Origin of the sequence: Streptomyces sp. MJM8645, from assembly GCF_001625365.1 — a bacterium.
GTDB lineage: Bacteria > Actinomycetota > Actinomycetes > Streptomycetales > Streptomycetaceae > Kitasatospora.
The window spans coordinates 3,261,912-3,285,097 of sequence record NZ_LJJF01000001.1; the positions used below are offsets into that span (position 1 = coordinate 3,261,912).

18 protein-coding genes and 1 tRNA gene are annotated in these 23,186 nt (G+C 73.7%); 9 read left to right on the forward strand and 10 right to left on the reverse strand.

Annotated features, from left to right (window positions below; all coding sequences use genetic code 11):
• Nucleotides 1-4: 4 nt before the first annotated feature.
• The 4 genes from moaC to A6F73_RS40415 form a co-directional block, all read right to left on the reverse strand.
• A complete protein-coding gene (moaC, locus tag A6F73_RS13815) occupies nucleotides 5-505 on the reverse strand; it encodes a cyclic pyranopterin monophosphate synthase MoaC (RefSeq protein ID WP_279634901.1) in 501 nt (166 codons plus the stop codon).
• Nucleotides 506-598: 93 nt separating this feature from the next.
• On the reverse strand, nucleotides 599-1,939 hold the full coding sequence (gene glp / locus A6F73_RS13820; RefSeq protein ID WP_063348080.1) for a gephyrin-like molybdotransferase Glp: 1,341 nt from the start codon (nucleotides 1,937-1,939) through the stop codon (nucleotides 599-601).
• A 25-nt stretch (nucleotides 1,940-1,964) separates the two neighbouring features.
• Nucleotides 1,965-2,885: a UTP--glucose-1-phosphate uridylyltransferase GalU gene (galU, locus tag A6F73_RS13825; protein ID WP_063348081.1), complete on the reverse strand. Its 921-nt coding sequence runs from the start codon at nucleotides 2,883-2,885 to the stop codon at nucleotides 1,965-1,967.
• Nucleotides 2,886-2,935: 50 nt separating this feature from the next.
• Complete coding sequence (locus A6F73_RS40415; RefSeq protein WP_063348082.1) at nucleotides 2,936-3,847, reverse strand: GGDEF domain-containing protein; 912 nt, start codon at nucleotides 3,845-3,847, stop codon at nucleotides 2,936-2,938.
• 114 nt (nucleotides 3,848-3,961) lie between these two features.
• Between A6F73_RS40415 and A6F73_RS40420 the strand changes: the two genes are divergently transcribed.
• Nucleotides 3,962-4,537, forward strand: coding sequence for a 5-formyltetrahydrofolate cyclo-ligase (locus tag A6F73_RS40420; protein ID WP_063348083.1), 576 nt, complete (start codon nucleotides 3,962-3,964; stop codon nucleotides 4,535-4,537).
• 63 nt (nucleotides 4,538-4,600) lie between these two features.
• Here the strand turns inward: A6F73_RS40420 and A6F73_RS13840 are convergent, their stop codons facing one another.
• Entirely contained in the window at nucleotides 4,601-7,312 is a 2,712-nt protein-coding gene (locus A6F73_RS13840) for a penicillin acylase family protein (protein WP_063348084.1), read from the reverse strand.
• Between the two features lie 311 nt (nucleotides 7,313-7,623).
• On the opposite strand from A6F73_RS13840, the gene A6F73_RS13845 reads away from it, so the two are divergent.
• The 5 genes from A6F73_RS13845 to mscL all read left to right on the forward strand — a co-directional run bounded on the left by A6F73_RS13845 (nucleotide 7,624) and on the right by mscL (nucleotide 12,365).
• Nucleotides 7,624-9,108, forward strand: a complete 1,485-nt coding sequence (locus A6F73_RS13845; protein ID WP_063348085.1) for a potassium/proton antiporter — start codon at nucleotides 7,624-7,626, stop codon at nucleotides 9,106-9,108.
• Between the two features lie 328 nt (nucleotides 9,109-9,436).
• A complete protein-coding gene (locus tag A6F73_RS13850) occupies nucleotides 9,437-10,828 on the forward strand; it encodes an MFS transporter (RefSeq protein WP_244293384.1) in 1,392 nt (463 codons plus the stop codon).
• Between the two features lie 193 nt (nucleotides 10,829-11,021).
• Nucleotides 11,022-11,354: an FmdB family zinc ribbon protein gene (locus tag A6F73_RS39325; protein ID WP_079135672.1), complete on the forward strand. Its 333-nt coding sequence runs from the start codon at nucleotides 11,022-11,024 to the stop codon at nucleotides 11,352-11,354.
• 297 nt (nucleotides 11,355-11,651) lie between these two features.
• Nucleotides 11,652-11,915, forward strand: a complete 264-nt coding sequence (locus A6F73_RS41450) for a hypothetical protein (protein WP_159398453.1) — start codon at nucleotides 11,652-11,654, stop codon at nucleotides 11,913-11,915.
• Between the two features lie 30 nt (nucleotides 11,916-11,945).
• Nucleotides 11,946-12,365 carry a large conductance mechanosensitive channel protein MscL gene (gene mscL, locus A6F73_RS13860; protein ID WP_063348087.1) on the forward strand — a complete coding sequence of 140 codons (420 nt, stop codon included), beginning with the start codon at nucleotides 11,946-11,948 and terminating at the stop codon, nucleotides 12,363-12,365.
• Between the two features lie 10 nt (nucleotides 12,366-12,375).
• Here mscL and A6F73_RS13865 read toward each other — a convergent pair whose 3' ends face one another.
• On the reverse strand, nucleotides 12,376-12,615 hold the full coding sequence (locus A6F73_RS13865; protein WP_063348088.1) for a hypothetical protein: 240 nt from the start codon (nucleotides 12,613-12,615) through the stop codon (nucleotides 12,376-12,378).
• A gap of 140 nt (nucleotides 12,616-12,755) precedes the next feature.
• Nucleotides 12,756-13,727 (reverse strand): sigma-70 family RNA polymerase sigma factor, encoded by a 972-nt coding sequence (locus tag A6F73_RS13870; RefSeq protein WP_063348089.1) that lies wholly within the window; start codon nucleotides 13,725-13,727, stop codon nucleotides 12,756-12,758.
• A 452-nt stretch (nucleotides 13,728-14,179) separates the two neighbouring features.
• Here A6F73_RS13870 and A6F73_RS13875 point away from each other — a divergent pair, with 452 nt between their 5' ends.
• Nucleotides 14,180-14,992, forward strand: a complete 813-nt coding sequence (locus tag A6F73_RS13875) for a phosphatase PAP2 family protein (protein ID WP_063348090.1) — start codon at nucleotides 14,180-14,182, stop codon at nucleotides 14,990-14,992.
• A 94-nt stretch (nucleotides 14,993-15,086) separates the two neighbouring features.
• Complete coding sequence (locus A6F73_RS13880) at nucleotides 15,087-15,959, forward strand: carbon-nitrogen hydrolase family protein (protein WP_063348091.1); 873 nt, start codon at nucleotides 15,087-15,089, stop codon at nucleotides 15,957-15,959.
• A gap of 76 nt (nucleotides 15,960-16,035) precedes the next feature.
• Here the strand turns inward: A6F73_RS13880 and A6F73_RS13885 are convergent, their stop codons facing one another.
• Both A6F73_RS13885 and A6F73_RS13890 read right to left on the reverse strand, forming a co-directional pair.
• On the reverse strand, nucleotides 16,036-18,519 hold the full coding sequence (locus A6F73_RS13885; protein WP_063348092.1) for an ABC transporter permease: 2,484 nt from the start codon (nucleotides 18,517-18,519) through the stop codon (nucleotides 16,036-16,038).
• 243 nt (nucleotides 18,520-18,762) lie between these two features.
• A tRNA-Arg gene (locus A6F73_RS13890) sits at nucleotides 18,763-18,838 on the reverse strand.
• Nucleotides 18,839-18,955: 117 nt separating this feature from the next.
• On the opposite strand from A6F73_RS13890, the gene A6F73_RS13895 reads away from it, so the two are divergent.
• A complete protein-coding gene (locus A6F73_RS13895; protein ID WP_079135673.1) occupies nucleotides 18,956-20,536 on the forward strand; it encodes a glycosyltransferase family 39 protein in 1,581 nt (526 codons plus the stop codon).
• A gap of 168 nt (nucleotides 20,537-20,704) precedes the next feature.
• On the opposite strand, the gene A6F73_RS13900 is transcribed toward A6F73_RS13895, so the two are convergent.
• A complete protein-coding gene (locus A6F73_RS13900) occupies nucleotides 20,705-22,945 on the reverse strand; it encodes a D-alanyl-D-alanine carboxypeptidase (protein ID WP_063348094.1) in 2,241 nt (746 codons plus the stop codon).
• Nucleotides 22,946-23,186 lie beyond the last annotated feature (241 nt).

Sequence of the window (23,186 nt, forward strand, 5' to 3'; positions counted from 1 at the left end):
CCGCTCACTCGCCCGCCTCCGGCGCGAACCAGTCGCCGCTCTTGCCGCCGGTCTTGCTGAGCACCCGGACGGACTCGATGGTGGCGCCCTTGTCCACGGCCTTGACCATGTCGATGACGGTGAGGCCGGCCACCGCGACGGCGGTCAGCGCCTCCATCTCGACGCCGGTGCGGTCGGCGGTCCTCACGGTGGCGGTGATCTCGACGGCGTCGTCCGCGACCGTGAGGTCCACCGTGACGCCGGAGACGGCGATGGGGTGGCAGAGCGGGACCAGGTCGGGGGTCTTCTTGGCGCCCATGATCCCGGCGATCCGGGCCACCGCGAGGGCGTCGCCCTTGGGCACGCCCTCGCCGCGCAGCAGCTCGACCACCTTCGGGGAGACCCGGACCCGGCCGGCCGCGACGGCGGTGCGCGCGGTGGCGGCCTTCTCGGAGACGTCGACCATCCGGGCCGCGCCCTGGTCGTCGACGTGGGTGAGGCGGTCACCGGGGGGAGGTGTCGTCACGGGTGGCTCCAGGGGCGCGCAGGTGGAATACCGCGCTACCGTACAGCTCCTCCGCCCCACCCCGTGGGAGGGGCCTGGTCCGCGGGACATGTCCTAGGAACCGAGCAGGACCACGTCGACCTCGCTGCCGGCGGGCAGGGCGGTGACGGCCTCGGGGACGGTGATCAGGCAGTTCGCGCGGGCCAGGGCGCCGACCAGGTGCGACTCGGCGCCGCCCACCGGCTCGACGGTGCCGTCCGCCGCCGAGTAGCGGCCGCGCAGGAACTGCCGGCGGCCGGCCGGGGAGCGCAGCGCCGCCGGGCAGAGCGCGCGGACCACCGGGCGGTGGACGTCGGCGGCGCCGAGCATGGTGCGGATGACCGGGCGGACGAACAGCTCGAAGGAGATGTAGGCGCTGACCGGGTTGCCGGGCAGGGCGAGCAGCGGCACGCCGGCCGGGCCGCCGATCCGGCCGAAGCCCTGCGGCTTGCCGGGCTGCATCCGCAGCCTGCGGAAGTCGACACCGCCGTAGGACTCGAAGACCTCCTTGACCACGTCGTACGCGCCGACGCTGACCCCGCCGCTGGTGACGATCAGGTCGGCCCGGCCGAGCTGGTCCTCCAGGACGGCGCGCAGCCGGTCGGCCTGGTCCGGGACGGCGCCGACCCGGTAGGCGATGGCGCCGGCGTCCTGGGCGGCCGCGGTGAGGGTGAAGCTGTTGGAGTCGGAGATCTGCCCGGGGCCGACCGGCTCGCCGGGCTGGACCAGCTCGCTGCCGGTGGACAGCACCACGACCCGGGGGCGCGGGCGGACCGTGACGGTGGCGCGGCCGATCGCGGCGAGCAGGCCGAGCTGGGTGGGGCCGAGCCGGGTGCCGGCCCCCAGGACCTTGGTGCCGGCCGCGACGTCGCTGCCGCGGCGGCGGATGTGGGCGCCCTCGGCGACCGGGCGCAGGACGCGGACCTCCTCGTCCTCGACGGGCGCGGTCATCGCGTCGGCGGGCACGCCGGTGCCGGTGCCGCCGTCGGTCCATTCGACCGGGGCGACGGCCTGGGCGCCGGGCGGGACGGGGGCGCCGGTCATGATCCGGGCGGCCTGGCCGGGCCCGACCCGGGGCAGTTCGCCCGCGCCGGCCGCGATGTCGCCGACGACGGCGAGCACCGAGGGGTACGGGTCGGTGGCGCCGACGGTGTCGGCGGTGCGCACGGCGTAGCCGTCCATCGAGCTGTTGTCGAAGGGCGGCAGGTCGCCGTCGGCGAGGACGTCCTCGGCGAGCCGGCAGCCCTGGGCGTCGAGCAGTTGCAGCTCGATGGCGGGCAGCGGGCCGACCGCGGCCAGGACGTCGCTGAGGTGTTCGTCCACCGTCCAGAGGCGGGGGGCCGCCGGTGCCGGGTCCGTGGTTCCGTCGCAGCAGGCTGCGGCGGATCCGGTGGTGTGGTGGGTGGACCCGGTCATCGGCGGCTCGCTCTCTGTCGTCGTGTCAGTCCTGCAGCTCGGAGGCGACGAACTCGCGCAGCCAGGAGCGGAACTCCGGGCCGAGGTCCTCGCGCTCGGAGGCCAGTCGGACGATAGCGCGCAGGTAGTCCGCGCGGTCGCCGGTGTCGTAGCGGCGGCCCTTGAAGAGCACGCCGTGGACCTGGCCGCCGGCCTCCGGGTCGCGGGTGGTCAGCTCGCGCAGGGCGTCGGTGAGCTGGATCTCGCCGCCGCGGCCGGGCGGGGTCTCCCGCAGCACGTCGAAGACCAGCGGGTCGAGGACGTAGCGGCCGATGACGGCGTAGTTCGAGGGGGCCTCGTTCGTCTCGGGCTTCTCGACCAGGTCGGTCACCTGGAAGACGTCCTCGCCGAAGCCGTTCGCCTTGACGGCGGCGCAGCCGTAGAGGTGGATCTGGGAGGGGTCGACCTCCATGAGGGCGACGACCGAGCCGCCGAGCTCCTGCTGGACCTCGATCATGCGGGCGAGCAGCGGGTCGCGCGGGTCGATCAGGTCGTCGCCGAGGAGGACGGCGAAGGGCTGGCCGGCCACGTGCTGCTCGGCGACCGAGACGGCGTGGCCGAGGCCCTTCGGGTCGCCCTGGCGGACGTAGTGCATGTTGGCCAGCTCGACGGATTCGCGGACCCGGCGCAGGCGGTCCTCGTCGCCCTTGCGGGCGAGCAGCTCCTCCAGCTCGTACGCGCGGTCGAAGTGGTCCTCCAGGGCCCGCTTGTTACGGCCGGTGACCATCAGTATGTCGGACAGCCCCGCGGAGGAGGCCTCCTCGACGACGTACTGGATGGCCGGCTTGTCGACGACGGGCAGCATCTCCTTCGGAGTGGCCTTGGTTGCCGGGAGGAAGCGGGTGCCCAGTCCGGCCGCGGGTACCACGGCCTTGGTTACCGGGATTCGGGAGTTGGTCGTCGTCATGCGTTTACCTTACTCAGGCACGTTTTCGCCCGGCCGAGCGCGGTCGACGGCTAGGACAGCACGTCGCGGGGCCCGGCCACGGCGGCAGGCGTATGGGAATTGACCGGCTGGGCGAGGGGGTCCCCGCCGGCACAGGGCGACAGACTACCCGGCTTTTTTGAACGGTCACGCTCGGCAGTCGCGTTGGGCTGCGCACCGGCGGCGGGCGGGGCGGCCGGCCGCGCCGCCGACCGGTCGCCGGGGCCCGGGCGGACCCGCCAGCAGTCGCCGCCGGCCGCCCTGGCCTCGGCGAGCGCGCGGTCGGCGGCGCGCAGCAGCACGGCGGCGTGGGTGCCGTCCTCGGGCAGCACGGCGACGCCGACGGCGGCGGTGAGGCCGTTGCCGTGCGCCGGGCGGGACTCGCGCGGGCCGGAGGACCAGTCGAGCAGCAGGTGCCGGCGGACCGACCAGACCAGGCGCTCGGCGACCTGCGCGGCGCCCTCGGCGCCGGTGTCCGGCAGCACCACCAGGAACTCCTCGCCGCTGTAGCGGCCGAGGGTGTCGGCGCGGCGGATCTCCATCGCCAGCCGCTGGGCGAGGTCGCGCAGCACCGCACCGGCACGGCCGCGGCCGTGCTCGGCGACGACCGCGTCGAAGCCGGTGATCTCCAGCAGCAGCACGGCCAGCGGGCGTGGTCCTTCGGGCTGGTCGGTCCGCTCGGCGCGGCGGGCGCGCTCGATCTCGCGGTCCAGGGTGAGCTGCAGGTGGCGGTAGTTCCACACGCCGGTGAGCGGGTCGCAGGAGGCGGTGCGCTCCAGGTCGGCGCAGTGGGTCTCCAGTTCGGCGATCCGCTCGCGCAGCTGCTCCTGCCGGGCGGCGGCTTCGGCGCCGCCCCGGCGCAGCCGCAGCCCGAGCACGGTGGCGCCGGCCAGCGCGGGGGCGCTGAGCACGGCCAGGGCCTGGACCAGCAGCGGGGTGGACAATCGCGGCGGCCTTTCGCATGTCAGGCTCTGCGCGTCGATGGCGCCGGCCGGCGGGACCGGTCGGTGAGACCGGTCGGCGGCACAGCTCGACGGCACAGAGTTGCGGAGGATCCGATGCACAACGAGAAGAGCGATCTGAGGACACGGCTGTTGACCCGGCGCCGCGCACTCTCCGCCGACGGGCGCGCGGAGGCCGCGCACGCGCTGGCCGGGCACGCCGGGGAGCTGGCGGCGCCGGGCACCACCGTGGCCGCGTACGTGTCGGTGGGCGCCGAGCCCGGGACCAGGCCGTTGCTGGACGCGCTGCGGGCGCGCGGGGTGCGGGTCCTGCTGCCGGTGCTGCTGCCCGACAACGACCTGGACTGGGCCGCCTACCAGGGCCCGCAGGAGCTGGCCCCGGCCGGGCGCGGGCTGCTGGAGCCGGTCGGCCCGAGGCTCGGCCCGGAGGCGGTCACGGAGGCCTCGGTGGTGCTGCTGCCGGGCCTGGCGGTGGACCGGCGGGGGCTGCGGCTGGGCCGCGGCGGCGGCAGTTACGACCGGGTGCTGGCCCGGCTGGGGCGGGCGGGCGCGCGGCCGGTGCTGGCGGTGCTGCTGTACGAGCACGAGCTGCTGGACGAGGTGCCGGCCGAGCCGCACGACCGCCCGGTGGACCTGGCGGTCACGCCCGCCGGGCTGCGCAGGCTGGGGTGAGACGGCGGCGGCCCCGCTCCGGGGAGGGAGCGGGGCCGCCGGGGTCGTGCGGGTCGTGCGGGGTCAGCCGTTGGTGAGCACCAGCTTGTGCTTGGTGGCCTTCTCGACCGCGTCCGGCGTGTAGGCCCAGGTCAGCAGCTTGCCCTTGAGCCAGAGGTCGGTCTGGTCGTTGTAGTTGTCGTGGAAGGCGTGGCCGGAGGCGCCGCCGACGTTGATCCAGCGCGAGGAGTCGAGGTCGCTCAGGTCGATCACCATCCGCATCGACGGGATCCAGTCCACCTGGTAGCCGGCCGCCGCGTTCCAGCCGGCCGCGTCGACGGCCGCGGAGCCGCCGGAGAGCCGGTACGGGCCGCGGTTGAGCAGCCGGTGGACCACGCCGGAGGCGATCGAGGAATCGTCCGTGCCGAGGGTCTGCTCGCGCAGGGTCAGCTTGTGCAGGCGGCCCCAGCTCCAGGTGGAGATGTCCTTGCTGAGCAGCGAGGTGAGGTCCTGCCGGGCGTCCTTCATCGCCTCCTTGAGCAGGTTGTCCAGGCCCTTCTGCTCCTTGTGCTGGGAGTCGATGTACGTCCACCAGGAGCTGTCCGGCTTGTCCAGCTGCTGCCGGACCACCTCGGTCCAGCGGTCACCGCCGTCCGGCTGGGCCTTGCCCGGGTCGCGGGTGCCGCACTCGGTGACGATCTTGCTGGAGCTGTCCGGCCTGGTCGGGTCGTCCTGCTGGCGGACCAGCAGGCAGTTGCCCTTGGCCCGCAGGTCGGCCGGGAACTTCTGGCCGAAGGCGAGGCTGAGCAGCTGGCGCCAGACGCCGTTGTAGTAGGCGGCGGCGGCCGAGTCGGCGTCCTGGTGGTAGTTCCAATCCTTCAGCAGGTCCTGGGCCTCGCGCACGTACGGGTCGTCGATCTGCTGCTTGAGCAGCAGCGGGACGAGCGTCTTGGCCATGATGCTGGTGTTGTCCAGCTGCATGGTCTGCATGTCGTCCGGCGAGATCTTGCCGTTGTTCTTGAGCAGGCCCTCGATCTGGTCGGTGATCTCCTTGGCCCGGGTGCCGTACTCCCAGTCCTTGGTGAGCGAGTACTTGTAGCTCGGGTCCACCACGGCCTGGTTGGCGGTGACGATGTAGCCCGCGGACGGGTCCAGGCTGTACGGCAGGGCGGTGAAGGGGATCGAGCCCTTCCACTGGTACGTGGAGTCCCAGCCCGGGGCCGGGTAGCTGCCGTCGCCCTTGCCGCGGACCGGGATGTCGCCGGGGGCCTGGTAGCCGATGTGCTTGGCGTCGGCGTAGACCAGGTTCTGCGCGGGGACGGCGAAGTCCTTGGCGGCGGCCCGGAACTCGTCCCAGTTGCGGGCCCGGTCCAGCTCGAACACCGCGTCCATGGTCTTGCCGGGGTTCAGCGCCGTCCACTGCAGGGCGACGCCGTAGCCGCCGGTGCCGCGGTCGGGGGCGGCGCTGCCGTTGGGGGCGTACTTGCCGACGTTCTGCTGCTCGGTGCTCTGGTCGGAGATGAGCGGGGCGCCGGTCTGGGTGGTGCGGACGGTGATCGTGCGGTCCTCGCCGCCGGCGACCTTGATGGTCTCCTTGCGGAGGTCGAACTTCACGTCCTTGCCGTCGACCTGGTAGGTGTCCGGGCCGGTGACCTTCTCCAGGTAGAGGTCGGTCACGTCGGCGCCGAGGTTGGTGAAGCCCCAGGCGACGTCCTTGTTGTGGCCGATTATCACGCCGGGCATGCCGGCGAAGCTGAAGCCGGAGACGTCGTACTGGCAGGCCGGCGAGCTGGTGCGGCAGTGCAGGCCCATCTGGTACCAGACCGAGGGCAGGCCGGGGCCGAGGTGCGGGTCGTTGGCCAGCAGCGGCTTGCCGGTGGTGGTGTGGGTGCCGGCGACGACCCAGGAGTTGGAGCCGATGCCCTGGCCGGGGCGGCCGAGCAGCTGCGGCATGCCGTCGATCCGGTCGGTGAGGCCCTGGAGCAGCGCCTTGGTGGTGGCCGCGCCCTGGGTGGTGGCGGTGCCGCCGCCGGACGGGGGCGAGCCGTCGGCGGGGCGGTAGTTGTCGCCGGCCACCGTGCCGGTCTTCACGATCGTGCCGTTGCGGGTGTACGGGTAGTCGGGGTACAGCTCGGCGATCTTGTCCGGACCGAAGTCCTGGGCCAGCAGCGAGCGGTCGATCTCCTCCTGGAGGTTCCCGGAGAGGTTCCAGGCCATCGCCTTGAGCCAGGCCACCGAGTCGACCGGGCTCCACTGCTCGGGCTGGTAGTCGCCGTTGACGGCGCCGAGCAGGGCGTACTCCAGCGAGGCCTTCTCGCCGCCGGGGTGCTCGCCGAGCCAGGCGTTCACGCCGTCCGCGTAGGCCTGGAGGTTCTTCTTGGTGTCGGCCGACAGCTTGGTGTCGAACTCCTTCTGCGCCACCTGCCGCCAGCCCATGGTGCGGATGAAGGCGTCGGTGTCGACCTGGCCGTCGCCGAACATCTCGGACAGCCGGCCGGCGGTGATGTGCCGCCGGACGTCCATCTCCCAGAAGCGGTCCTGCGCCTGGACGTAGCCCTGGGCGCGGAAGAGGTCCTCGCTGGTGTCGGCGTAGAGCTGCGGGATGCCGTTGGCGTCCCGCTTGACGTCGACCGGCGCGCTCATGCCCGCCACCTTGACGGTGCCGTCGACCTCCGGGAAGGACGCGCGGACCGCGGTGACCCCGCGGTAGCCGCCGTAGCCGACGCCGGCCACCAGCAGCACGACCAGCACGATCACGATCAGACGGGCGCGCCGGAACTTCTTCGAGCGGGGCATCTGGGTCCTTGCGGTCCTGACTTCGGGGCGGGCGGGCGTGTCCAGGGCCGGGGGCCGTGACAGGGCACCACATTAGGCCGAGTCGGCCGAGCGGCGTGCACGGGGGACGCTCACCGTGGGATCGGAGGAGGTCAACGAGGAGGCCTGGAGGCGGCGGTCGGGGGCCCGGGGAGGAAAAGAAACTAAAGATATGGCAAAATGTTAGACTGAGTAACGATCCGCAACAGGAGCATTGACGCCTTCTTAACGGGTCGCACCCTCCAGCACCACCAGACACCCCGCCCGCCCCTGCCTGCACGAGGTGCCACTGCGTGAACATCGACCACCTGAACCAGCTCCTCCTCGAGTTCTCCGTGATCCTGCTGGTCGCGGTGGTCGCCGTGCGGATATCCACCCGCTCAGGGCTACCGAGCCTGCTGATCTACCTCGGGATCGGCGTCGCCCTGGGCCAGAACGGCATCGGCGTCTCCTTCAACAACGCCGAGCTGACCCAGGTGCTCGGCTACGCGGCGCTCGTGGTGATCCTCGCCGAGGGCGGCCTCAAGACCAGCTGGCGCGAGGTCAGACCCGTGATGCCGGCCGCCACCGTGCTCGCCACCGTCGGCGTCGGGGTCAGCGTGTTCGTCACCGCGGCCGGCGCGCACTGGCTGGTCGGCCTGGACTGGCGGACCTCGATGCTGCTCGGCGCGATCGTCTCCTCCACCGACGCCGCCGCCGTCTTCTCCGTCCTGCGCATGGTCCCGCTGCCGCACCGGCTCACCGGCCTGCTGGAGGCCGAGTCCGGCTTCAACGACGCGCCCGTGGTCATCCTGGTCGTCGCCTTCGCCACCACCGGCGAGCTGGACTCCTGGTACGTCCTGGTCGGCACGATCATCGCCGAGCTGGCGATCGGCGCGGCGGTCGGCTTCGCGGTCGGCAAGCTCGGCGCGTACGGGATCAAGCACGTCGCGCTGCCCTCCTCCGGCCTGTACCCGATCGCCGTGATGGCGCTGACCGTGCTCGCCTACGCGGGCGGCGCGCTGCTGCACGGCTCCGGCTTCCTCGCCGTCTACATCTGCGCGGTGATCCTCGGCAACGCCAAGCTGCCGCACGGCCCGGCCGTCCGGGGCTTCGCCGACGGCCTGGCCTGGATCGGGCAGATCGGCATGTTCGTGCTGCTCGGCCTGCTCTGCACGCCCGAGACCATGGGCTCCGCGGTGGTCCCCGCGCTGGTGATCGGCGGCGTGCTGGTCTTCCTGGCCCGGCCGCTGTCCGTGGTGCTGACGCTGACCCCGTTCAAGGTGCCCGGCCGGGAACAGGCGCTGCTCAGCTGGGCCGGACTGCGCGGGGCGGTGCCCATCGTGCTGGCGACCATCCCGCTGGTGTCGGGCGCGCCGAAGGCCCAGGACGTCTTCAACATCGTCTTCATCCTGGTCGTCGTCTTCACCCTGCTCCAGGGCCCGACCCTGCCCTGGGTGGCCAAGCAGCTGCGGATCGGCGAGGGCTCGATGGGCCAGGACCTCGACATCGAGTCCGCCCCGCTGGAGAAGCTGCACGGGCACCTGCTGTCGGTCACGCTCTCCCCCGGCTCCCGGATGTCCGGCGTGGAGGTCAGCGAGCTGCGGCTGCCCAAGGGGGCCGCCGTCACCCTGGTGGTGCGGGAGGGCAGCTCCTTCGTGCCGGACAAGGCGACGGTGCTGCGCGGCGGGGACGAGCTGCTGGTGGTCACCACCGACGAGGTCGGCGAGGCGGCCGAGCGGCGGCTGCGGGCCGTGGACAAGGGCGGCAAGCTCGCGGGGTGGCTGCACGGGCGGTGAGCCCGGCGGGTGGGCGGCGGGTGGTGACCGGAAGACCGGAAGGCCTCACCCGCTGTTCACCTTCGATGGGCAGGACAATTTTGGACGTGCCTTGTAGTCTGGGGATCCGCGCGACATCTACGCGCGTATATGTATGATGGTCAGATCACACCCAGCATCTGCCTGAAGCAGAGTTGGCGCGACCGTTCGGCGGCCGCGGTCCGGACCTCGGCCACCACGCCGGTCCGGCCCGGTATCTACCCCGGTCGACGCGCGAGAGGACGACTCTCGGCGCCGTCGGGGCCACCCCATGCCCTGCCGCGCTACCAGGCAGCAGGAAGGACCGACCGTGACGGCCCGCCGAACGGTCGACGACCCCGCGGACACCGCGACCCCGCGTGACACCGCCAACGCCACCCCCGCCGACGGCACCGCCGATGCCGTCGACGCCCCCGCCCCCGTGCGGGTCGGGTACGGCGCACTGCTGCGCACGCCCGGCGCCTGGACGTTCCTGGCACCGGCATTCCTCGCGCGGCTGCCGTACGCGATGCTCAGCATGGGCATCCTGCTGCTCGTCAAGGACACCCACGGCTCGTACGGCACCGCGAGCACCGTCGCGGCCGTCGCCGCCGTCGCCCAGGCCCTGATCGGCCCGCAGACCGGCCGGCTCGCCGACCGGTACGGCCAGACCGCCGTCCTCGTCCCGACCGTCGTGGTGCACGCCGCCTCGGTCGGCGCGCTGATCGCGCTGGCGCTCGGCCACGCACCGGCCTGGAGCCTGTTCCTGGCCGCCGTCCCGGCCGGCGCGAGCGTTCCGCAGATCGGCGCCATGGTCCGGGCCCGCTGGATCGCCGAGTTCACCGCGGACGGCGCGTCCGCCTCGTCCGCGGCCAAGGTGGGCACCGCGTTCGCCTTCGAGTCCGTGACGGACGAGTTCACCTTCGTGATCGGCCCGATCCTGGCCACCGCCGTCGCCACCACGGTCAGCCCCTCGGCCGGGCTGATCGCCGAGGCCACGCTGACCCTCGTCGGCGGCCTGGCCTTCGCCGCCCAGCGGCGCACCGCGCCCGCCCGGGCACTGCCCCAGCCCGGCGTGCGACGCGCCTCCGCGCTCGCCTCCCCCGGCGTCCGGCTGCTGGCCGGGGCCTTCCTCGGGGTGGGCGCCGTGTTCGGCGGCATGCAGGTCTCGGTGAACGCCTTCGCCGACTCGGTCGGGCAGCACGGCGCCGCCGGCACCGTGTACGGGATCTTCGCCGGCGGCTCGATGGTGGCCGGCGTGCTGTACGGCGTGATCGCCTGGCGGCGGTCCGTGCAGCAGCGGATGGTCATGAGCTACGCCCTGCTGGTGCTGGGCTGCTCCACGCTGTGGGCGATGCCCAACCTGGTCGCGCTCGCCGTCGCCGGACTGGTCTGCGGCCTGGCCATCGCGCCGACCCTGATCAGCGGCTACACCCTGGTCGAGACGCTCGTCGCGGACGGCGCCAAGACCGAGGCGTTCACCTGGCTGACCGGCGCCATCGGCCTCGGCCTGGCGGTCGGCCAGATGATCGCCGGGCAGCTGATCGACGGCCACGGGCCGTCCAGCGGGTTCCTGGTGCCGGTGGCCGGCGCCGGCCTGGGCCTGATCGCGCTGGTGTCGCTGCGGCACCTGCTGACCGCACCGGGCGGGCCTGGTCAGGTCGTCGCGGCCGCACCGGAGCTCGGCGCCGCGGCGCAGCTGGTGGGCGCGGCCAAGGGCTGAGCGGGCACGCGGTGGCGCACCGCGCGAAGCCGTGGGCGGCGCGCGGTGGAAGCCGCGCGGAGCCGCGGTGGAGAAGTGTGCGCGGCTCGGCCACGGCTCATCTCACATCGGAGTCGCTGGACTGATTCAGCGGAATGCCGCATCATTGACCATCGTTAGCACTCATCAGGCGAGAGTGCCAGGAGGAAGACAAGTGCCCACGTACCAGTACCAGTGCACCGAGTGCGGCAACGGCCTGGAGGCGGTGCAGAAGTTCACCGACGAGGCGCTGACCACGTGCCCCGACTGCCAGGGACGGCTCCGCAAGGTCTTCTCGGCCGTGGGCGTCGTGTTCAAGGGCTCGGGCTTCTACCGCACCGACAGCCGCTCGTCCTCCAGCAGCACGGTGGGCGCAGGCTCCTCCGGTAGCTCCTCGGCGGCGTCGTCCGGCTCGACCCCGGCGTCGTCCTCGACGTCGTCGACGTCCTCGTCCTCCGGTTCTTCGAGCTCTTCCAGCTCCTCCAGCCCGGCTCCGGCCGCGAGCTGACCTCGGCGCCGGACGCACACAGCGCATCGACAAGGCCCGCCACCCCGCGTTCTCCGCGGGGCGGCGGGCCTTCGTCGTCCCTGCTCGCTGTCACCACCCGCCGCCCCGGTTCGTCAGCCCCGGCGGGCCGGATGCACTCGTGCGGGTGTACGAATTCATCCACAGGGCCCGAGTTGTCCACAGGCTGCGGATAACGGCTTTCCGGGGCGGGGCGCGGCGCACATCGTAGGGGTCGCCGGAGAACGACCGGCCCGCACAGGGGCGGCCCCCACGACCTCGGTGGTGACCATGACGACGATGAGCCTCTCCGTACCGCTGCCCGCACCCGCCGTACCGCCCCGGCGGGAGGTGCCGTGCTTCCCGCCGATCCGGCGCGGGGCCGGCGGGTGGCACCGCTGGCGGCACGCCGTACGGCGCCGGGCCGGGGTGCCCGCGCTGGTGCTGCTCGCGGTGGCCGCGGCGCTCGCGGTCGGGCCCGCACGGGCCGGGCTGCCGTCGCCGCCGGGCGGCCCGGTGAGCCGGACGGGTTGCCAATCCGGTCCGACGGAAGATCACCCGTAACCGGGCAACGACTTCGTCGTTCACGGCGGCATGAAAGGCTTCAAGGAATTCCTGCTGCGTGGAAACGTCGTCGAACTCGCCGTCGCCGTCGTCATCGGCGCGGCCTTCACCAACATCGTCAACGCCTTCGTCAAGGGCGTCATCAATCCGATCGTCGGCGTCTTCGGAACGAAGGACCTGGCGTCCTACAGCTCCTGCCTCAAGGGGCCCTGCGAGCTGAACGCCACCGGCGAGGTCACGTCCGGGATCCTCATCCTGTGGGGATCGGTGCTCAGCGCCCTGCTGCAGTTCCTGATCACGGCGGCCGTCGTCTACTTCGTCCTGATCGTGCCCATGAACAGGCTGGCCGCCAGGCGGAAGAGCACCGCCGAGACGCTGGCGGAGGCCGAGGCCAAGGAGGTCCAACTGCTCACCGAGATCCGCGACGCGCTGGTCGCCCCGCAGCGCTGAGCGCCGCGCCTCAGTCCCCGTGGTGCGGCGGGCGCTGGCTCAGGTACCAGTCCAGCCCCCGCCCACCGCTCTCCCCCGCCCCGGGGCGCTCACCCCAGCCGGTGTCGGTGTCGTCCCGGGACTGCTGGTCCAGCGGGTCCCGGAAGACCAGCCGGGCCTTCGGCGCCGCCGGCCGCTCCTCCCGTCCCTGCTGCTCCCCCTGTCCCTGCTCCCGCGCCTGCCCCTGCCCCTGCTCGCTCACCCTGCTCACTTCCGCTTCCCGTCGACTGCCGTCCGGATCGTCCTGTCCCTCCAGCCTAAGAGCCCCGTGACACACCCCGGGCCCTGGTGCGGAGTGCTCCGCACCAGGGCCCGGGGCGGGGATGGAGCCGCAGGCAGTTGCTCGGGTTCTCAGGCGGCCTCGAAGCCCGCGTGGTCGGCGATCTTCTTCAGCTCGGCCAGCGCGTGCTTCTCGATCTGGCGGATCCGCTCGCGGGTGAGGCCGTGCTGCTTGCCCACCTCGGTGAGGGTGCGCTCGCGGCCGTCCTCCATCCCGTAGCGGGAGCGGATGATCGAGGCCGTGCGGTCGTCCAGCCGCCCGATCAGGCCGTCCAGCTCCTCGCGGCGGAGCATGACCATCACGGCGTCCTCGGGGGACGTCGCCCCGGTGTCCTCGACCAGGTCGCCGAACTGGGTCTCGCCCTCGTCGTCGACCGCCATGTTGAGGCTGACCGGGTCGCGGGCCCAGTCCAGCACGTCCTTGATCCGGGCCTCGGTGGTGTCCAGCTCGGCCGCGATCTCGGCCGGCTCGGCCTCCCGGCCCAGCTCCTTGGACTTCTCCCGCTGCACCCGCCGGATCCGCCCCAGCTCCTCGACCAGGTGCACGGGCAGCCGGATGGTGCGGGACTGGTCGGCGATCGACCGGGTGATCGCCTGCCGGATCCACCAGGTGGCATAGGTGGAGAACTTGAAACCCTTGGCGTAGTCGAACTTCTCGACGGCGCGCACCAGGCCGGCGTTGCCCTCCTGGATGAGGTCCAGCAGCGGAAGGCCGCTGCGCGGGTACCGGCGGGCGACCGCCACCACGAGCCGGAGGTTCGAGCGGATGAAGACGTCCTTGGCGCGCTCGGCGTCCTCGGCTATCGCCTCCAGTTCCTCGCGCTTCACGCCGTCGGGGAACACGCCCTGCTCCAGCAGGTGCTGGGCGTACACGCCGGCCTCGATCCGCAGTGAGAGCTCGACCTCCTCGGCGGCATCGAGCAGGGGTGTCCTGGCGATCTCGTCGAGGTACATACCGACCAGGTCGCGGTCGGCCTCAAGGTTGGTCGGGCGGGCCGCGCGAGTCCGGTCGGCCCTGTCGCGAACGACGGCACGGGTGGCCATGCTTGCTCCCTTTGCTGGAATTGCCGAGGTCTGCCTGCCTGCCCCCCGAGAGGGCAAGAAATGCGGGCCCCGCGGGGCTCACACGTAACGATCCAACGAACAGAATCCGGACAACATTCCCAAGTTACTCAGATTCTTCCCCGTGATGCAGTATGCTGCCGGTTTTCACCCCGGCTATGGACACTAGGTGACCGGTCGAGCACCTTCGGTGTCGTTTTCGCGACTGCTTTTGAGCACTTCCGTCACGCCCCGCACACGCGCCCGCCGCCCCGCCGGCCGCCGTACAGGGTGAAACCCGCGAACGGGCACGCGCGTTCCCGCGCACCCCCGCCTTCCATCCCCGCCTTCCACTGGCGCCCGCCCCCGGCGTACGCAGGTTCTCCCCACAAACGATGCCGAATCGCTATCACCCGTGGTCCTGATCGGCCCGGGACACTGGGAAGGTGTCAGCCATGCACCTGACCAACAGCTCGACCACCGTCACTGCGCGTCACCGTCGCCTCCTGCGGGATTCGGCGCTCGCGGTGGTCTGTGCCGCGCTGTTCGGCCTCCTGGCCGCCCTGGTGACCCGGCACTGGCATCCGCTGGAACAGCTCGACCAGAGCTGGATCGGCGAACTGCACACCTTCGCCCGGCAGCACCGGATCTGGACCGCCTCGGTGCAGACGCTCTCCGACATCGGCGGCACGGTCACGATGCGCACCCTGCTCGGCATCGCGGCCGTCTGGCTGTGGCTGATCGGCGCCCGGGTCCTGGCCGGCTGGGTGGCCGCCCAGACCCTGGTCGGCTGGGGCGGCCAGTGGGCGCTGAAGCTGGCCGTCGGCCGCCAACGCCCCTCCTTCACCGACCCGGTCTCGCACGCCGGCGGCCCGGCCTTCCCCTCCGGGCACGCCATGGCCTCGGCGATCACCTGCGCGGTGCTGGTCGGCCTGGTCTGGTACCGGGTCCGTCGACGCGGACGGATCGCCGCCTGCGCGGTGGCGGCGGCGACGGTGCTGACCATCGGCTGGACCAGGATCGCCCTCGGGGTCCACTGGCCGAGCGACGTGGTCGCCGGCTGGCTGGCCGCCGGGTTCGTGCTGGGCGCCGTGACCGCCGTCGTCGAACTCTGGCGACCGGGCGCGCTGGCCCGCGACGTACGGCGGGTCAACTGGCGTACCCGGCCGAGGGTCCAGCGGATCACCGTGCCGTCGGTCCGGTCGCCGCGCGGCACCGATCCGCTGGGCGACGCCGCCACCGACCACCCGGACGAGGCCGTCCACTGAGACCACCGACATCCGCGTACGGTCGTCCGGGGCCGCCCAGGGCCGGTACAGGGCCGTCCGGGGCTGCCCGAAGCCGTCCGCTAGCGTGACGGCCATGTCTCCCGACCCGGCCCCCGCCGCCGCCCTCCGTCACCCCGAGCGCCCACTGCGGATCGCCACCGTCCAGGCCCAGGCCGTGGCCGGCGACATACCCGCCAACGCCGCCCAGGCCGCCGAGTTGGTCCGCGAGGCCGCCGCGGCCGGCGCCCGCCTGGTGCTGTTCGCCGAGAAGTTCCTCTCCGGCTACGAGCCCGAGCTGATCCGCACCGACCCGCTCAAGTGCGCCGTCCAGCCCGGCGATCCGCGCCTCGCGCCGATCGCCGAGGCCTGCCGCGAGACCGGCACCGCCGCGATCGTCGGCGCCGCCGCGCAGGTGGGCGACGAGCTGCGGGTCTCCGCCTTCGTCCTCGGCCCGGACGGCGGCCTCGTCACCCGCTACGACAAGCAGCACCTGTTCAAGGCCGAACGCGACTACTACCGTCCCGGGGCTGCCGGTTGCACCCTGGAGCTGGACGGCTGGCGGCTCGGCCTCGGCGTCTGCTACGACTCGGGCTTCCCCGAGCACGCCCGCGCCGCCGCACTCGACGGCTGCCACGCCTACCTGGTCGGCGCGCTGTTCAGCGTCGGCCACGGCCACCACGAGTCCCGCACCTGGTTCCCCGCCCGCGCGCTCGACAACACCCTCTACACGGTGCTCGCCAACCACATCGGCCACACCGGCGGTTGGCACACCTGCGGTGGCAGCGCGGTGTGGGCCCCGGACGGCCGGCTGCTCGCCGAGGCGGGCGAGGACCGGCGCGAACTCGTCGTCGTCGACCTCGACCCGGCCGTCCTGCGCGCCGCCCGGGAGAGCGAGACCATGCTCGCCGACCTGGCCGCCGCCAACGCCCGCCCGGCCGCCCCGCGCGCGCTCTTCGCCCTGGTCTGAGCCGGTCGACCTCCGTGCCCGGCCGCTCCGGGCAGGCGGGGTGGCCCGGCCGCTCCGAGCCGAGTGCGCTGGCCGGTCAGGCGGTCCGCATCGCGTCCACCACGGTCATCCGGCCGACCCGACGGGCTGGCAGGACGGCGGCGGCGAGCCCGGTCAGGACGGTCAGCCCGAGTGCGGCCAGCACCAGCACCACCGGCGGGCCGCCGACCGTCCCCACCGTGGAGGTGAGCGAACGCGCGGCCGCCCAGCCGTAGCCGACGCCCAGTCCGGTGCCGACCAACGCCCCGGCCAGCGACAGCAGCACCGCCTCCAGGGTGAGCATCCGGCGCAGCTGCCGCCGGGACATCCCGATGGCGCGCAGCATGCCGATCTCGCGGGCGCGTTCGCTGACGCTGAGCATCAGGGTGGCCGCGACGCCGAGCCCGGCGATGGCGACCGAGAAGGACAGCAGGGTCATGCTGACGGTCGTCATCCGGTCCAGCAGCAACCGCAGCGTCTCCGCCTGCGCGCCGGTGTCGGTGACGGCCACCTCCGGGTGGTCGGCGAGCGCCCGGTCCAGCGCCCGGCGGGCGGTCGACCGGTCCTCGCCCGCGCCCGGGCTGATCCAGACCGTGGTGACGGCCGCGCCGGGGGCGAGCCGGTCCAGGGTCGCGGGGGTCACCAGCAGCGTCGCACCGGTCTGCAGGGTGAGCGGCAGGCTGCTGCGTCCGGGTTCGACCCGCAGGTCGGTGCCGGGCCCGCCCGCCGGGCCCCCGACCCGGCGCACCCCGCCGCCGCCGAGACCGCTCAGCGCGGCGCCGTCGGCGAGCGCCCCGGCCTGGTCGACGCCGTCCGCCGAGGGGTTGAGCCGGGCCAGGTCGGCGGCCGCGACCAGGGTGGGCCGGCCGTCGAGTTCGACGGTGGCCGAGCGGACCGGCGTGACGGCGAGCCCGCGCTGCGCACCGAGCGCGGTGACCGTCCCGGCGGGCAGCGCGCCGCCCCCAGTGACGACCGCCGAGAAGACCCCGGGCTGGCGCGCGGACACCGCCGGCACCAGGGAGTTGGAGGTGATCTCCAGCGCGGTGACCGCGCCGACCATCACGGTCACGCCGAGCAGCAGCGCCGAGCCGGTCGCCCCGGTGCGGCCCGGGTTGAGCCGCAGCTGCTGGGTGGCGAGCCGCCCGGCCGTCCCACCGAGCCGCCGGGCCGGGCCGCCCAGCACGCCGACGACGGCGGGCAGCAGCCGGTCGGCGAGCCGCAGCACGCCGAAGAAGCTGACGATCGCGCCGACGGTGACCGCGAGCAGCGACAGCGGCGGCGGGGCCACCGCGCCGGCCACCAGCAGCGCCGTCCCCGCGCACAGCAGCACCACCGTCCACACCGCCGCCCGGGCCTTGGCCGCCCCGCCGACCGGCCCGTGCGTGCCGCCGAGCGCGGCCACCGGCGGCACCGCCGCCGCGGCCTTCGCCGGGCCGCGGACGGCCAGCAGGGTGAGCAGCACGCCGAACAGCCCGGCCAGCGCGCAGGTCAGCGGGGCCGGCGCCAGCGAGAGGTGCACCGGGCCGAGGTCGAGCGTGCCGACGACCACCGTCCCCGCCGCGCACAGGCCGACCCCCAGCAGCACGCCCGCCGCCGAGGCTCCCGTCCCGAGCAGCAGCCCCTGGCGGCGGATCAGCCGGCGCAGCTGCCGCCGGTCGGCGCCCACGCAGCGCAGCAGGGCGAGTTGGCGGGTCCGCTGGGCCAGCACCACCGTGAAGGTGTTGCCGACCACCATCCGCGCCACCGCGAGCGCGATCAGCACGAAGGAGAGCGCGGCGATCAGCACCACCCCGTAGAGGGTCCGGCTCTGCCGGGTCGCCTCGGTGACGGAGGCGTCTCGGGTGCGCACCTCGACGCCGTCGCCGAGGACGGCGCGCAGCGCCTCGACGGTCCGGGCCCGCGAGGCGTCCGGCCGGACCCGGACGTCCAGCTGGGCGGTGGTGACGCCGGTCGCGTACTGGGCGACCGCACCGGCCGGGACGCCGACGATCGGGCGCCCGGCGAGGCTGGGCGCGCCCCGGCCGTCCAGGACGCCCGCCAGCCGGGCGGTGGCGGCGGAGCCGTCGGCCCGGGCCAGCCGCACCTCGGCCCCGGGGGCGGCGTCGAGCCGGTGCGCGGTGTCGGCGTCGAGCAGCACCTCGCCGGGCCCGGCCGGCCAGTGGCCGCCGGTGAGCAACTGCCAGCGCAGCGCCGGGTCGTCGGCGACCGCGCTGACCGCGGCGGTCTGGTCGAGCGGGCGCCCGTCGGCCGTCAGCACCGATCCCTTGCCGACCAGTCGCGGCGCCACCCCGGCCACCCCGGCCGTCCGCCGGGCCCGCTCGGCGGCGGCGTCCAGCCCACCGCCGGCGGCGGTCCTGGTCACCTGCACGTCGCCGGGCCCGACCTCGGCGGCCGCGGTCTGGCTGAAGGAGTCCACCAGCGCCCCGCTGCCGCTGACCGAGGCGATCAGGAAGGCCACCCCCAGCGCGATCGCGGCCCCGCTCAGGAGCAGCTGCCGCAGTTGCCCGCGCAGCTCGGCCACGGTGTATCGGTACGTCGTCATCGCTCCCCGGCTCGTCCGCCCTGACCAGGCACGACGCACTGGCAGGGGCCTCACCGAGCCTAGGGTCCGCACCCGCCCCGGCCCGTCAGCACGAGGTCTCCTCGATGATCACTCCGAGGACGGACGGCCGACCGCGCCCCCTCCTCCCCGAGAGGTACGCCGCCCCCGACCCGGCCCGGCCCCGGAAACGCCGTAGGCCCCCCGCCCTGGTGGGCGGGGGGCCTACGGCGACACACGCGTCTCTGGTGCCCCAGGCAGGATTCGAACCTGCGACACCGGCTTTAGGAGAGCCGTGCTCTATCCCCTGAGCTACTGAGGCGGGGCCCGTCTGCGACAAGGCCGTCCACAGCCTACCGGATCGGGGGTGGGGTGGGTGTGGCGGTTGGGGGTGCGGGTGCCGACGAGGGGTCAGGGCGGGTCAAGTAGCCTGCCGGAAATGCGTTCGACCGCCTTGCCGCGCCGTGCGAAGGAGACGAAGGACCCGATGAGACCTGCTGGGCACCCGGTGGTGCGACTGCTGGGGCAGGTGTGGGTGTGGCCCGCGGTGGTGATGCTGGCGGTGGGCGGGTACCGGCTGGGGACGCCGGAGCTGTGGCGGGACGAGATGGCGACCTGGACGGTGGCCACCCGGTCGTTGGGCGACCTGCTCCGGCTGCTCCAGCACGTGGACGCCAGCAACGGGGCGTACTACCTGCTGATGCACGGCTGGACGGCGGTGTTCGGCGACTCCGTGGTGGCGCTGCGAATACCCTCCGTGCTGGCGATGGCGGGGGCGGCCGCGTTCGTGGCGCTGACCGCCGAGCGGCTGTTCGGCAACCGGGTGGCGGCGGTCGGCGCGGGGCTGCTGTTCGCGGTGCCGCCGGAGGTGTCGCGGTACGCGCAGGAGGCGCGCGCGTACGCGCTGGTGACCTTCGCGATCGCGGCGGCCACCTGGTTCCTGGTGCGGGCGCTGGAGCGGCCGACATGGCGGCGGTGGGCGCCGTACTGCGCGGCGATGGCGGTGGCCGGCGCCGGGCACCTGATCTCGTTCAGCACGGTGGCCGGGCAGGCCGCGCTGGTGCTGCTGCACCTGTGGCGCACGCGCGGGGCGGCGGAGCGGCGGCTGCTGTGGCAGTACCCGGTGGCGGTGGGGGTGGCGGCGGTGCCGGTGCTGCCGGTGGTGCTGCTGGGCAGCCGGCAGTCGGACCGGCAGCTGGGCTGGATCGAGAAGCCGAACCTCGGGGGCCTGGTGCACTTCGGCCAGCACCTGTTCGGCTCGCACACGGTGTTCTACGCCTTCGTCCTGCTGGCGCTGCCGGTGCTGCTGCTGCCGGGCCGGCGGGTGCAGGCCGGGCAGGCGCTGCTGCTCGCGGGGCTGCCGGTGGCGGGCGTGTGGGTGGTGTCGCAGGGCGGCACCTCGTACTTCATCGAGCGGTACCTGCTGTTCACGGTGCCCGCGTGGGCGGTGCTGGCCGGGGGCGGGGTGGGCGCGGTGTACGGCGTCGCGGCGGCCTGGGCGAAACGTTTCCGTGCTCCGGGACCGGCCAGGGCGGCGGTGGGACTGCTGGCGCTGGGACTGCTCGCCGTCCCGGCCGTGGCCGCCCTGCCGAAGCAGCCCGCAGTGCGCTACGTGGGCTCGCACAACGGGTCGGAGGAGCCGTTCCGGGCGGCGGCCGGGGTGATCGCCGCGGGCTACCGGTCCGGGGACGGGATGGCGGCCCCGCTGGGCAACCAGGCCTGGGCGATGGTGTGGCCGGGCGTCAGCTACTACCTGCCGTCGGACGTCCACCCGTACCCGGTGTTCGTCGCGCAGAGCGCCGACGACGCGGAGGAGCTGTCGCCGACGCCGTGCCCGCAGCCGGAGGCCTGCCTGGGGCAGGCGGCGCGGATCTGGCTGCTGGTCCTCGGGGACACCGAGGACCCGCTGACCACCATGCCGGAGGACCAGGCGCAGGCTCTCCGCACGCAGTACGGGGCGCCCGACCAGGTCACGCCGCTCGGCGGGTTCACGGTCGCGCTGCTCGACCGCGACAACTGACGAGCGGGACCCGGAGCGCGCGGCGGCTGACGAGCACCCACCCGGAGCGCGCGGCGACTGACGGGACGGCCCTGGAACACGCGACGGCTGACGAGCATCACCCGGAACACACGGGAACACGACGGAGGGGGAGCCGGGCGAACCGGCTCCCCCTCCGTCGTCGCGGGCTCAGAGCGTGCGCATCAGCCGGGACTGGATGGACGGCGGGTTCAGGTCGGACTGGAGGGCCACCGGGACCTCCGTCTTGTCGTCGCCCTCGCCCACCCGCAGCAGGCCGACCTCCTGGCCGGCCTTCGCGGTGTGGCCGAGCTTGGCCGCGTCCAGGGTGACCGTGCCGGTGATGCCCGGGAAGCCGGCCACCACGAGGTCCTTGGTCGCGACGACCTGGACCTTGCCGCCGAGGCCGTCGTCCACGGTGCCGACGACGTCGCCCTTCTTCACCACGGTCTGGCCGGTCAGGCCGCCCTGCGCGGCCTGGATCTGCTTGCCGCTGACCTTGAGCACGGTCGGCAGGATGCCGTCGCCGGGGTTGGGCGAGGTGGCCTGCTGGCCCAGGGTGACGCCGATGATCAGCCGCTTCACACCGCCGATCTCCTTGTAGGCGGCCCACATCAGGCAGCCGCCGGCCGGGGTGCTGGAGCCGGTCTTGACGCCGATGACCCCGGTCTTCGGGTTGATCAGGTTGTTGGTGTTGGAGATCTTCACGTTGTTGAGGCTGGTCTCCGGGGTGGAGACGATCTGCCGGAAGATCTCGTCCTGCATGACCTGCTCGGCCAGCTTCAGCTGGTCCTTGGCGGTGGACTTGGTGTCCGCGAGGAAGCCCGCCGGGTCGGCGTAGGTGGTGTTGGTCATGCCGAACTTGGCCGACGTCTCGTTCATCAGCTTGACGAACGCTTCCTCGGAGCCGGAGTGGAAGCGGGCGAGCAACCGGGCCACGTTGTTGGCCGAGGGCAGCATCAGCAGTTCCAGCGCCTGGTACTCGGTGAGCACCTGGCCCTCGGTGAGGGTGACCCGGGACTCGTCGACGTTGCCGGACTCCTGCGCGGCCTGCTTGTCCACGGTGATCTTCGGGCCGCTCTCCCCCTTCTTCAGCGGGAACTTCTGCAGGATCAGGTAGGCGTTCATCACCTTGGTGACGCTGGCGATCGCGGACGGCGTCTCCTGCCCGGAGCTGCCGAGGCTGCCGACGCCGACCACCTCGGCGGCGGACTGGCCCTTGGCCGGCCAGGCGAGGTCGAGCGGGTCGCCGGCGAAGCTGAAGCTGCCCGCGGCGGACATCCGCACCTTGGCGTCCGGCAGCGGGCGCAGCAGCTGGGCCACCACCGCCGCACCGAGCACCACGGCGAGGAAGGCCGTCCAGATGGTGATCCGCTTGAGCGCGCGGCGCAGCGGCGAGACCGGGCGCGCGTTGAGGGTCGCCAGGACCTCCATCGCCTCGGCGGTGTTCTCCGGCGCGGGCGGCGGCTCCGGGAGGGGCAGCGGCTCGGGCTTCGGCAGCGGCGGGACGGGCGGCACCGGCCGCGGGTCGGGGGTGGGCAGCGGCTCGGGGGCCGGGGTGGGGCCGGGCACGGGGGCGGGGGCCGGCTTAGGCAGCGGCTCCGGACCGGGCTGCGGCTCGGGTTCGGGGAGGGGCTTGGGCGCCGGGTGCGGCTCGGGCACCGGCTCCGGGAGCGGGGAGGGCTCGGGCACCGGGGTCGGTGCCGGGGGCTCCGGCACGGTGCCGGACGCGGAGGCGGAGGCCATGGCGGCGCGCGGAAGCCTGGGGTCCTCCGGCGCCTCGGGCTTGGCCGGCTCGGCTGCCGCCTCGTCGGGTTCGTCGCTCTCGGGCGCGGCGGGCGTGGCGGCCTCGGCGGGCGCGGCGGCCTCGGGCGTGTCGCCCTCGGAGGCGGCCTTCTCGCCGGCCTCCCCCGCCCCCTTCTCCGCGTCCTTCTCCGCGTCCTTCTCCGCGGCCTTCTCCGCACTCCCCGCCACGGCTCCCACGCCCGCCACATCCGTCCGCATCGTGAGACGCGGGTCGGTTCCGGTCGGCCGCCCGGCCGCCTTCTCCTCGCCGTCGGCGGCCGTCGCGGCCTCCGCCTCCTCGGCCTCACCCTCGGAACTTCCGCCATCGGCGGGCTTGGTCAGCTCCTCGGGCAGCCGCAGCGCGGTGGTCGCACTGTCCACCGGCAGCCGCAGCATCGTGGTCTTGCTGTCCACATCCCGGACACGGAGCTGTACGGTCGAGCCGCGCTTGGCCCCCGCCGCCGGCGCGTCGCCGGGGCCGGTCCCGGCCTCCCGGGTGCCGTTCGGGTTGCCGTCCGGAGCACCGTCCGGGTCCGGGCCCGCGCCGGCGGCCGTCCCGGTCCGCTCGCGTTCGCGCTCCTGCGCCCGCTCGCCGTCCCTCAGCACCCTGTCGGGGGACTCGCCCACGTATCCCAGCCTCCTCAACGCCCGGCGGGGCACCGGCAGACCCGATTTCGGGAAGCCGACGCCCCGCCCCGTGTACCTGTACAGTCTCCGCCACCGCCGGCCGATCCGGCTGCGCACACCCCGCCCGACCGGCGCTTATTGCCGTCGCACGGGCGTACTGCGGTCTGTTCACCGGTCAGACGCCGGGCCCGCCGCCCCCGGTTCCCCGCCTCCACCGCAAGGTCACGATTCGGAGGCGTAC